Origin of the sequence: Flavobacterium sp. (assembly GCF_039930565.1) — a bacterium.
Classification (GTDB): domain Bacteria; phylum Bacteroidota; class Bacteroidia; order Flavobacteriales; family Flavobacteriaceae; genus Flavobacterium.
Window position 1 is genome coordinate 1 of the sequence record NZ_JBDTTP010000028.1, and the last position, 12,053, is coordinate 12,053.

General features: G+C 33.1%; 8 protein-coding genes and 1 pseudogene. All 9 read left to right on the plus strand.

The annotated features are described in order from the left end of the window. A pseudogene (locus tag ABI657_RS08970) lies at window positions 1-491 on the plus strand (succinate--CoA ligase subunit alpha); the annotation flags it as partial. Window positions 492-565: 74 nt separating this feature from the next. Continuing rightward, entirely contained in the window at window positions 566-994 is a 429-nt protein-coding gene (locus ABI657_RS08975; RefSeq protein ID WP_348096913.1) for a hypothetical protein, read from the plus strand. A gap of 438 nt (window positions 995-1,432) precedes the next feature. Then, window positions 1,433-2,050 carry a sigma-70 family RNA polymerase sigma factor gene (locus ABI657_RS08980; RefSeq protein WP_348096914.1) on the plus strand — a complete coding sequence of 206 codons (618 nt, stop codon included), beginning with the start codon at window positions 1,433-1,435 and terminating at the stop codon, window positions 2,048-2,050. Between the two features lie 80 nt (window positions 2,051-2,130). Next, window positions 2,131-3,243: a FecR family protein gene (locus ABI657_RS08985; protein WP_348096915.1), complete on the plus strand. Its 1,113-nt coding sequence runs from the start codon at window positions 2,131-2,133 to the stop codon at window positions 3,241-3,243. 188 nt (window positions 3,244-3,431) lie between these two features. Next, window positions 3,432-7,175: a SusC/RagA family TonB-linked outer membrane protein gene (locus tag ABI657_RS08990; RefSeq protein WP_348096916.1), complete on the plus strand. Its 3,744-nt coding sequence runs from the start codon at window positions 3,432-3,434 to the stop codon at window positions 7,173-7,175. Between the two features lie 11 nt (window positions 7,176-7,186). Further along, window positions 7,187-8,692, plus strand: coding sequence for a RagB/SusD family nutrient uptake outer membrane protein (locus tag ABI657_RS08995; protein ID WP_348096917.1), 1,506 nt, complete (start codon window positions 7,187-7,189; stop codon window positions 8,690-8,692). A gap of 17 nt (window positions 8,693-8,709) precedes the next feature. Next, window positions 8,710-9,573, plus strand: coding sequence for a substrate import-associated zinc metallohydrolase lipoprotein (locus tag ABI657_RS09000; RefSeq protein WP_348096918.1), 864 nt, complete (start codon window positions 8,710-8,712; stop codon window positions 9,571-9,573). A 19-nt stretch (window positions 9,574-9,592) separates the two neighbouring features. Further along, window positions 9,593-10,924 carry a DUF4302 domain-containing protein gene (locus ABI657_RS09005; protein WP_348096919.1) on the plus strand — a complete coding sequence of 444 codons (1,332 nt, stop codon included), beginning with the start codon at window positions 9,593-9,595 and terminating at the stop codon, window positions 10,922-10,924. Between the two features lie 309 nt (window positions 10,925-11,233). Continuing rightward, entirely contained in the window at window positions 11,234-11,980 is a 747-nt protein-coding gene (gene fabG / locus ABI657_RS09010; protein ID WP_348096920.1) for a 3-oxoacyl-[acyl-carrier-protein] reductase, read from the plus strand. The last annotated feature ends 73 nt before the right edge of the window (window positions 11,981-12,053 follow it).

The window sequence follows — 12,053 nt, forward strand, 5'->3', positions numbered from 1 at the left end:
TTACTCCGGGAGAAGCTAAAGTTGGTATTATGCCAGGTTTCGTTTTCAAAAAAGGAACTGTTGGTATCGTTTCTAAATCAGGAACTTTAACTTACGAGGCTGCTGACCAGGTTGTAAAACAAGGTCTTGGAATTACTACAGCTATTGGTATTGGTGGAGATCCAATTATTGGAACTACCACTAAAGAAGCTGTTGAATTATTAATGAACGATCCTGAAACTGAAATTATCATCATGATTGGTGAAATTGGAGGTCAATTAGAAGCTGATGCTGCTAAATGGGTAAGAGCTGATGGTAACCGTAAACCGGTTGTTGGTTTTATTGCCGGAGAAACTGCTCCTGCTGGTAGAACAATGGGTCACGCTGGTGCTATTGTTGGAGGTTCTGACGATACAGCTGCTGCTAAAAAACAAATTATGAGAGACAACGGAATTCACGTTGTTGATTCACCAGCTGAAATTGGTAAAAAAGTAAAAGAAGTTTTAGGTTAATAACCAATACTTTAAAAATATAATAGTCAAATTGCCTCACGATTTAGTGGGGCATTTTGTTTAAATAAAAATGTATGTATAAAGAATTAGAAAAGTTTACAGTAAAAGGGAATTTTACTTTTACACAAAACGATAGTTTAGAAGAAGTTTGCAATGCACCTGAAAGCGGAAGCGGTGTTTTTGTGGTATATGCTGTTGCTGGTGAAAAAAAAGAATTGGTGATGGTGGCATCAACAGGAACTATACAAAACGACGGAACTTTAAAAATCAAGAATGGCGGCTTGTATGATAAAATTGTAAACGGTCACCAATTTGCCAAAACAGGCAGAAAATATTCCTGGCCGGCACAAATGAAGTTAGAAAACATTGACAGATTAGAAGTTTCATGGTATGAAACATTTAATGATGATGTAAAATTAATCCCAACAGCTATTGAAGGGAAAATTTTGCAGAATTTCTTAGATGAAAATAGTACTTTACCAAGATGGAATGTAGCTTTTTAAAAAGCAAATTATAAATAATTTTGATTAAAGGCCTTGCTGTTTAGTGAGGCTTTTTTTGTTTAACTATTGCGAGTATTTTAAAATATTCATTAATTCGTAATTATTGAAAAACAAATAATTTAAATTTTAATAAACTTCTCTTTTTTGTAAATAAATTGGTTTTAACTTTTTCATTTCATATATTTAACTCACAAAAGTGAATAATAAAGTTAAATTACTCGTCTTTAATTGTAGGTTTATATTTACTTATTTAATTATTTCAATGTTTTCAATATTTTAAATCAATTTCTAATAATTTTAAAACATTATAAATATTGAATTTTAAAAAAATAGTAATTTTTGAAAGCCGTTTAGTGTTAGTTTCATTTGACTAAAACCCTTTGCTTTTTGTTATAGAGAGTTTAATCTCTGAAATCATTTATATCAAAACCAACCAGCATGAAAAGCCAAATCTTACCTTTAAAAATCTACGACGATCATAAACTTTGGAGCAAACTTAAGGCTGGTGATGAAAAATCGTTTTCATTACTTTTTGAAAAATATTACAAGGATTTAATCAGTTATGGAAATTCTCTTTCTCCTTACGAAGAAAAAGTACAGGATTGTGTTCAGGATGTTTTTGCAGATGTATGGGTTTACAGAAAATCATTGCAGGAAGATGTTATTGTAAAAGCATATTTGTTATCGAGTGTCAGAAAAAGAATTGCCAGATTGTTTGAGAGAGATCATATTTTTCGTAAAACAACTTCAACAGATGCTATAGAATTTCTTTTTGATTTTTCAATAGATCATGAACTTATCCATGATGAAGTAACCGCTGAACATGTCTTGCATTTAAATACGCTGTTGAATGACTTACCTCCCCGTCAAAAAGAGGCATTATATCTTAGATACCATCAGGGTTTGTCTGTAGAACAAATTGCAGAGCTGCTTAATGTTAATTATCAATCAGCAAACAACTTATTATACCGCGGATTATTAAAACTCCGTAAAGAATGGAAAGGTAATCTACCCACTATTATAGCAGTATCTGCGGGACTTTTGCAATTTTATTAAAAAAAACTTAAAAAAAATCATAATCAGGTGAGTATATAATAAGAGAACTGTCCTCTATGTTTTTGTAACCTCATTATTAAATGCAAAAACGCAATACTTATACCGAAATTGAAGATTTTTTGACCGATGAATCATTTCAGTTATGGATTTTATCCAAAGTTGATGAGCAGGGTTGGGAAGAGTGGACTTTAGAAAACCTGCATCGTGCCAAGCTTGTTGAAAGCGCAAGACTTTTATTGCTGGCAATGAAAGTTGATGAAGCTAATCTGTCCCAAAATGAAATTCATTTAGCCCTGGAATCCACCTGGCTTAAGATTAAGGAAAAGGAAGATCTGAAAAAGAATTATACAAAATCCAAAATAATATTTATTCGAAAGTATTGGTTAACTGGTGTTGCCGCTTCGTTGTTATTTTGTTTGTTTTCATTTTGGATTTATAATAGTAATAATGTAAAAAGCAATAAAGTAACTTACAATGAACTCATAGATAGTTCTTATGAAGGGCTGGTGGAACAAACCAATAATTCTGACAAGCCACAAATAATTACTTTATCAGATGGAAGTTCTGTTTTATTGCAGCCTGACAGTAAATTAAGTTATCCTAAAATCTTTACCGGAAACGAAAGGAAGGTTTACTTATCCGGAGAAGGTTTCTTTGAAATTAGTAAAAATCCCAATAAACCTTTTTTTGTTTACGCAAACGAAATCATTACTAAAGTTGTTGGTACGAGTTTTCGAGTAAGAGCTTACTCGGACCAGCCAAATATTGAAGTACTTGTTCGCACCGGTAAAGTGAGGATAATCTCAAACAAATTGATTTCAAATTCAGAAAAAGAAGAAGTCGTTCTGTTGCCTAATCAGGCATTGCGTTTTTTACGAAGCGATTTAACTTTTAATAAAATTACCAATATAACAGAAGATAAAACTTTTGCCGGCAGCGTGGGAAATATTGAGCAGTTAAGTTTTGAATTTACTGATATTCCTGTAGAGCAGATTTTTAAAACAATAGAACAGGCTTATCTGGTTAATATTGATTTTCCTGAAAATAAGCTAAAAGATTGTCATTTAACCACCTCTTTGAGTGATCAGCCATTGTCAGAAAAACTAAAAATTATTTGCAAAAGTATAGGAAATGAAACCACCTTTGAAATGAATGGAAACCAGATTATTATATTTTCACAAGGCTGCAATTAAATATATTAAACCTTTAAAATCAAATTTATAAAACTAAATCAATTACCTGCCTATGTGAAATACAAAAAGTGCCGAAATGCTGTAACATTTTCGACACTTAATAAAGTTAAACGACTCTCTGTAAAGAGTTATTTATTATGTCTTAAAAAAATACCCTTCAACAGTATTAATCAAAACAAACCAAAATTATGAAAAAACCAGTTGTTAAACAACGATTACTCCATCGAATCATGAAAATAACGCTATTTCAGTTTGTCTTAGCACTTGTCTTTTCGAGTGTTACTATGGCAAACAGTTTAAATGGACAAAGAAAATTGGATACAAAAGTTACTATTGATATTGAAAATTTAAGTTTGGATAATGCGTTGTCTAAACTAGAAAAATCTGCACGCGTAAAATTTTCTTACAATTCAAGACTTACCCAGTTAAATCAAAAAGTTAGTATTGATGCCAATGAAGAAACTTTGGCCAGTATACTAAGTCGAATTTTGAAGCCATTCAATATAACTTATACCGAAGTAAGTAACCAGATTGTACTTCAAAAAAGTACTGGTAGTGATCCTTTTGCAGGCTCGGAAATTAATAATTCTTTATTTGGAATGTTAACTGCGGGACCAATTATTAAAGGTATTGTTACTGACTCAAATGGAAGCCCTTTACCTGGAGCTACTGTGTTAATCAAAGGAACAAAAGTCGCTGTACTTACTGATTTTGATGGTAGATTTACAATTGAAGTACCAACTAATAATGATAGACTCGTAATTTCATATGTTGGTATGGAGTCTAAAGAAATTGGCATTACAAATAGTAACCCTACTATTGTTTTAACTGAAGAAGGACAAAGCTTAAAAGAAGTTATTGTAACTACAGGATATGAAAAAACTTCAAAAAGAACTTTTACAGGTGCTATAAGCAAAATTTCAGCAGCCGAACTAAAAGTCGATGGAGTAGTAGATGTTAGCCGAATGATTGAAGGTAAAGCTGCCGGCGTTACAGTTCAAAACGTTACGGGTACATTTGGTACTGCTCCTAAAATTACAGTACGTGGATCATCTTCTATTTTTGGAGATACAAAACCGTTATGGGTAATTGACGGAGTTGTACAGGAAGATATTATTAATATATCTTTTGCTGATCTAGCTTCAGGAAATTCAGAAACTTTATTAAGTTCATCTGTAGCAGGATTAAATTCAAATGATATTCAGAGTATAGAAATACTTAAAGATGCTTCTGCTACTTCAATTTATGGTTCAAGATCATTAAATGGAGTTGTTGTTGTAACTACAAAACAAGGCCGTAGGGATTCCCCGTTAAAAGTAACTTATTCAGTTGAAAACACTGTTAGAACTGTCCCTAACTATAATCAATATGATATTTTAAATTCTCAGGAATCCATGAGTATCCTAAAAGAATTAGAAGGATTTAACGGAGATGGTAAAGGATTCCTGGAAATTGCATCTTCACTTAATGGAAGATTTGGAGGAGTATACAATATTATGTCTAAACAAATTGATACTTACAACAAAACAAATGGACAATTTGGAGTTAGAAATGATGAAGTTAGCCGTAATCAATTTTTGAAGAAATATGAATTAGGCAATACAGATTGGTTCAGTGTTTTATTTCGACCATCCATTACTCAAAATCATTCCCTAAGTTTTTCAGGAGGTGGAAAAAATAATACTTTTTATGCATCTCTGGGATATTATACGGATCCGGGATGGACTATTGCCGATAATGTGAAGCAGCTGACATCTAATTTAAAGGGAACTTTTTTCGTAAACGACAGGCTAAATATAACTTTATCTACTCTGGGCTCGATACGTAACCAAACTGCTCCTGGAAGTTACGAGAGTAAATCAGATCCTGTATACGGAAGTGTAAACAGAGAGTTTGATATCAATCCATTTAAGTATGTTCTAAATACGAGCAGAACTTTAAGACCTTATGATGAAAACGGCAATTTAGAGTATTACAGAAACAACTGGGCTCCTATGAATATTATTAACGAGTTAGAGAATAACACGTTAGACATAAAAGTAAAAGATATTCGTTTTCAATTGGATTTAGATTATAAAATAAATAAGCATTTGACATATAATCTAACAGGTTCAGCAAGATATGCCAATACCTCAAGAGAACATAAAATTTATGAAGATTCGAATGTGGCTGCGGCTTATAAAGCAGGTACTTCTTTAAGTTCAGAAGGAGAAAATTCAATTGTTCAGCAAGCAAACATCTTTTTATACAGCGATCCGAATAATTTAACAGCACCAAAAGTATCAGTTCTTCCCAATGGTGGATTCTTAAGAAAATTTACTAATGACATGACTTCTTATAATATTAGAAATAGTGTTACTTATAGAAATACATTAAACGACAAACATGAATTAGAAGGATTCTTTGGTACAGAACTTAGATCTGTAGACAGAAGCAGTGATAATTTTATTGCAGCCGGACTTCAATTTGATAGAGGTCTTACGCCTTTTATTGACCCAAGATTTATTGCTAAAATTGTTAATGACGGTGATTCATATTACGGATTTGATGCTGAAAGAGAGAGAACAGTTGGTTTTTTTGGCAAAGTTGGCTATACTTATGATCGTCGCTATACCGCATCTCTTACAGGACGTTATGACGGTTCTAACAGACAAGGAAATAGTGGTTCTAACAGATGGCTTCCAACTTATACTATAAGTGGAAAATGGAATGTTATGGAAGAAAGTTTCATGAAAGATAGTAAAACTGTAAATAACTTGGCATTACGTGCTTCATACGGACTTACGGCAACTGCAGGACCCGCTACAAATTCACTGGCAATTTATCAAAGCTTTATTACAAATCGTTTATTTTTGGCTAACAGAGAGTCTGCAATATCAATTGATGAACTGCAAAATGGCGATTTAACATGGGAAAAACAGTTTGAAACTAATATAGGTTTTGATCTTGGAATGTTTAATAACAGAGTACAGTTTGTAACAGACATTTACAGCCGTAATGCTTTTGATTTGGTAGATTATGTGACTACCTCAGGTGTGGGTGGACAAAGCATTAAGCAGGGGAACAATGCTGATATGGAAACTAAAGGTCTGGAGGTTGGATTTACAACTCAGAATATTGCTGCTGATAATTTTAAATGGTCAACGACGCTTAATTTTTCTGTTTATGATCAAAAAATCACAAAACTGCAGAATAAGCCATCCGCTTTTAGCCTCGTAAATGGAAACGGCGGAAATGCATTAGGTACTCCTAGAAATTCAATTTATTCCTATGAATTTACAGGATTAAACAATCAGGGACTACCTACTTTTAACTTGCAGGACGGTGCTGAAAATAATATGACAGATGCTGATTTTCAAGATACAGATAATGTAACACAATATCTTAAATATGAAGGATCTATTGAGCCAAATAAATCTATAGGCTTAGCAAATACTTTTACATATAAAAGTTGGTCATTGTATGTATTTATTGTTGGTTCGGGAGGAAATAAAGTTCGCTTAAATCCTGTATATGATAGTGTTTATGATGACTTGACCGTATTTACAAAAGACTTTACAAATCGATGGATAAATCCAGGAGATGAAAACATTACCAATATTCCCGTTATAGCAGATAAAAGGCTAATAGAAAATAATGGAGGTGAACGCACATTAGCAAAAGCGTATAATACCTACAACTATTCTGATGTTAGAATTGCTGATGGTGATTTTGTAAGATTGAAAAATGTATCCTTAAGCTGGGAATTTCCTAGTGATTTCAAGAAGAAACTGGGAGTAGGTGCCTTCACGTTAAAAGGATCTGCAGTAAATCCGTGGTTGATTTATTCTGATAAAAAACTTAACGGTCAGGATCCGGAATTTCGTAATACCGGTGGTGTTGCTTTTCCAATCACATCACAATATACTTTTACCATAAACCTTTCATTTTAATTTAATTGATTATGAGAAATATAAAAATAATTTTATCTCTATTGCTGCTTGTTGCTTTTAGCAGCTGCGATGATTTCCTCTCGGAAACACCGGATAATAGATTACAAATTGATACACCGGAAAAAATTTCAGAATTATTGGCAGATGCATATCCGGATGGAACCTATATGGAAATTGCTGAAACGATGTCAGACAATGTATCTGATAATAAAACGGCACTTGTAAATTTAAATAATGTACAAAACTATAATTGGGATTTGCAAGATGATCAAACAGGAAGGGATACTCAGGGTTTTTATTGGAATGCATGTTATAAAGCAATTGCCACTGCTAACCAGGCATTATTATCTATAAAAGAACTTGGAGACACTCCTAATCTTAATCCTCAAAAAGGAGAAGCATTGTTAGCACGTGCTTATGCTCACTTTATGTTGTTTTCTTTATGGTCTAATCGTTATAACCCTGCTACAGCAGCGACTGATTTAGGTATTCCATATGTAACAGAACCAGAAACAGTTTTGGTCGGAAGTTACAAACGTAATTCAATAAAAGAAGTTTTTGACTTGCTACAATCTGATATTGAAGAGGGATTAAAATATGTTACCAATGATTACAGAACAGATTATTTGAAATATCATTTTAATAAAGAGGCAGCAAAAGCATTCGCAGCTCGTTTTTATACTGTAAAAGGAGATTGGAACAGAGTATTAGAGCTTACCGAAGGATTAGGGAATGCACCTGTTGGAAAACTTAGGGACTGGGCGGCTTATAATGCATACGATTTTCCTAGTAAGCCAATTGAATATGCAAAAAATACACAGAATACAAACTTATTGGTTGGGTTTCCAAGTTCAATCTGGGGTAGAGGAATATCATCAAACAGATTTTTCTTTACCAGAGCAAAAGAAAGAGATGAAATACTCGGAAGTCAGACTAATATATTTAATAAAGACTGGTTAATTGATATTGTAATAGTAGGTGCAAGCGGTGCCAATGTAGCCGTATATAAATTTGACGAATATTTTAAATATACAAACGTAACGGCGCAGATTGGGCTTCCGTTTACCGGGGTTGTTCTTTTCTCTAATGATGAAATGTTTTTAAATAGAATTGAGGCACATGTAATGACAAATCAATTAGACATAGCGAATACTGAACTGGAATACTTTTTAGCTACCAGAACAGATGGATATAACCCTGCTACTGACGTACTAACAAAAGAAAAAGTCTATGCAAAGTATCCTGTAATCGCAGATGAGTATACTCCATTTTATACGCTTACTCCAGAGCAAACATCTTATATTAAAGCAATAACAGAAGCCAGAAGAAGAGAGTTCCTGCATGAAGGATTAAGATGGTTTGATATCAAAAGATTTAATTTGGTAGTAGCTCATGATACCTACAATCAGCAAGGACAAATAACCAAAAATAACATTCTGGTGAAAGATGACAAGCGTCGTGCTGTACAAATTCCTCTAAATGCATCTAATAATGGAATTGAAAAAAATCCGAGATAAATTTAATTTAAGTTATTATGAAATTAATTAAACAATATAAAAATATAGTACTGGCACTTGGAATCTTGACACTTGTATCATGTTCTCATGAAGATCAGCCAACTGAGAGTTTATTGAATTATACTCCACAAGTAAAAACCGATTTAGATAAATGGATTGATCAAAATTATATAGATCCCTATAATATTAGTGTGCAATATGAATGGAATCAAAACGTAGTTGAGAATAATAGGTTTTTATACCCGCCAGCTATCGAGAATGTACAGCCTGCACTTGAAATGATTAAAAAAATATGGATAGACAGCTATAGTACTATTGCAGGAGCGGATTTTGTTAAAATTATTGCCCCAAGAGATTTTGTTTTGGTTGGAGGTGTAAATGTAAATCCTGATAATGTTTCTAATACTTTAGGATTAGCTGAAGGAGGAAAGAGAATATCTCTTTTTCAGGTCGATTATGTTGATAACAAAAACCGAGCAAGTGTTACCCAGTTTGTTCATACAATTCAGCATGAATATGTGCATATTTTAAATCAGACTAAAATTTTTGATGTAGAATCCTGGTCAAAAATAACACCTAACGATTACAGCTCAGATCCGTTTAGTATTAGCGATGGTCAGGCGAATCAGCTTGGATTTATAACTGCTTATGCAAGATCAAATTATACGGAGGATTTTGCAGAAACGGCAGCAATAATTTTACTTAAATCAAAAGCAGAATATGCGGCATTGCTTGCAAGTGTTACTAGTCCAACTGCTCTTGCCGCTCTTAAAAAGAAAGAAGCTCTTGTAGTTCAGTATTACAGAGATGCTTTTAATATAGATTTTTATGCGCTGAGAGATGAAGCACAAAAGAATACTACAAATGTTCTGAATAATTAAAAATTTAAAAAATAAAATTATGAAAACTAAAAATATATTTAAGTATTTAATACTTATCTTTTTGGCGGTGCAATTAAACAGTTGCGTTAGCACAGATGCTGAACAAAAATTTGATGAATCGCCTACAGAACGTTTAAATAAACAAAAAAAGGAATTGAACGACTTGTTACTTTCTTCTGAAAATGGATGGAAAGCTGTTTACTACACAGATGATAATCAGTTAGGAGGATTTACACATTTGTTTAAATTTTTGCCAGATGGAAAAGTAGATATGGCTTCTGATTTTGATAGCGATACGGAAAAACATAATAGTCAGTATGAAGTGCAATTAGGGAGCACTGTTAGTTTAGTTTTTACTACGCAAAATAAAATCCATTTATTATCAGATGCTAATAATTCACCTCTTGCAGCTGGAAAAGGTTTTTTAGGAGATTTTCAGTTTTTATACTACGGTCAGGAAAATGATGATATTGTTTTTAGAACAAACAGAACTGTAAAAGAAGTTCGTTTTGTAAAAGCAACTGCGCAAGACTGGACTGATTTAAAGAAAAATACTGTAATGAACGAGAATATTACTGGAAATATTTCCAGTCCATTATTTCGTATACTTCAAACTACCGAAGGAGGAACAGTTAAGAATTTTGAACTGAATTATAATTCTGTAACACGTTTTGGAACAGCAATTCCGTTGCAGGAAGGGAATTTTGAATCCCTTAAATTGGCTGTTGCCTATACTCCTACAGGAATAACTGTAAAACCTGCAGTTGTTGTTGGCACTCAAAGTTTAACAAATTTTGTTTATAATGAAGCTGATAAAAGTTTTGTTGCAACAGGAACAAATGGAGTTACTGCAGCAATAAAATTTTCAAATGCACCACCTAGATTAACGGATGATTATAAATTGTTTTTGGAGGGAGGTCCTCAAATCACAATAGGGTATATAGCTGCGAACTTAGCTACGGCTGCTAGCAACTCACCATATGCTAAATCGATTTTAGATAAGGTAAATGCTACTTTGGCTGCAAATCAAAAACTTGCGAGAGTTCAGATAGCTTTTAACGATCCGTTAAATGGTAATTATATCGCTTATACATTTAATGGAGGAAAAGCAACTATATATCATTTTTTCACAACTACTGAGGATCCTGTAAATAAAACCATTATTTTAACTGACGATGGTTGGATAGGAACTCCGGCAGCAAGAGCATTTTTGAAAATTTTAGATGATGAAATAATGAATCCTAAAGGATTATATCTTAAAAAAGAAAGTTTTACTATCTTCTATACGAATGTTATTTACACTTACGCAAGTGCATCGAGTCCCTTTAGATTGACGAATTACAGATTTTAATAGTTTGGTTCTTTTAGTTTTGAATGTATAGCGGCTCAATTGAGCCGCTTTTTTTGTTTTAATACTTTTAGGTTTTTTATCTTTGCCAATCTTAAAAGGTTATTGCAATTGTTATTTTTTTAAAAAAGTAATTGTTCTATATTTGACAAGTCATTCATAGCCCTGATTACTTCACTTGATTTTTATTTTGATTGGAGTTCAGTGAACTTCGTTTGAAGTGGAAATCCTTTTGTGTTTTTCTTTAAAACATAAAAGATTGCAACGGATAGCAGGATTAGCTACAAATAATTATTAATATTAATTTTGAATATGAAATTACTAGAAGGAAAAGTGGTCATTATTACAGGCGCTAGTCGTGGAATTGGAAGAGGAATTGCCGAAGTTTTTGCTAAACATGGTGCCAATGTAGCTTTTACATATAGTTCATCGGTAGAATCGGCTCAGGCTCTGGAAACCGAATTGAACGGTTTAGGAATCAAGGCAAAAGGATACCAGTCGAATGCAGCCGATTTTAATGAAGCGCAAACTTTTGTTGATGCAGTTCTGGCTGATTTTGGAACAGTAGATATTTTGATTAACAATGCCGGAATCACAAAAGACAACCTATTAATGCGTATGTCTGAAGCCGATTTTGATCAGGTTATTGATGTGAATTTAAAGTCGGTTTTTAATATGACCAAAGCGATTCAGAAAACTTTTTTGAAAAAACGTGCCGGTTCCATCATCAATATTAGTTCTGTAGTAGGAGTTTCAGGAAATGCAGGACAGACGAATTATGCAGCTTCAAAAGCAGGTGCGATTGGTTTTACAAAATCGGTAGCATTAGAGTTAGGTTCCCGTAATATTCGCTGTAACGCAATTGCTCCAGGATTTATTGAAACAGAAATGACTGCAAAATTACCTGAAGATGTAGTGAAAGGCTGGAGAGACGGAATTCCGTTGAAACGTGGCGGAACTACTGAAGATGTTGCCAATGCATGTCTTTTCCTAGCTTCGGATTTGAGTGCTTACGTTACTGGGCAGGTTTTAAATGTTTGTGGAGGAATGCTTACTTAATAAATTAATATTTTGTGGTTTGTTGTTTATTGTTCACAATCAAAAACTATAAACTAACAACTATAAACAAATA

Coding starts and splice junctions, on each gene's coding strand:
- ABI657_RS08975 (WP_348096913.1), top strand. CDS start 566: ATGTATAAAGAATTAGAAAAGTTTACAGTAAAAGGGAATTTTACTTTT.
- ABI657_RS08980 (WP_348096914.1), top strand. CDS start 1,433: ATGAAAAGCCAAATCTTACCTTTAAAAATCTACGACGATCATAAACTT.
- ABI657_RS08985 (WP_348096915.1), top strand. CDS start 2,131: ATGCAAAAACGCAATACTTATACCGAAATTGAAGATTTTTTGACCGAT.
- ABI657_RS08990 (WP_348096916.1), top strand. CDS start 3,432: ATGAAAAAACCAGTTGTTAAACAACGATTACTCCATCGAATCATGAAA.
- ABI657_RS08995 (WP_348096917.1), top strand. CDS start 7,187: ATGAGAAATATAAAAATAATTTTATCTCTATTGCTGCTTGTTGCTTTT.
- ABI657_RS09000 (WP_348096918.1), top strand. CDS start 8,710: ATGAAATTAATTAAACAATATAAAAATATAGTACTGGCACTTGGAATC.
- ABI657_RS09005 (WP_348096919.1), top strand. CDS start 9,593: ATGAAAACTAAAAATATATTTAAGTATTTAATACTTATCTTTTTGGCG.
- fabG (WP_348096920.1), top strand. CDS start 11,234: ATGAAATTACTAGAAGGAAAAGTGGTCATTATTACAGGCGCTAGTCGT.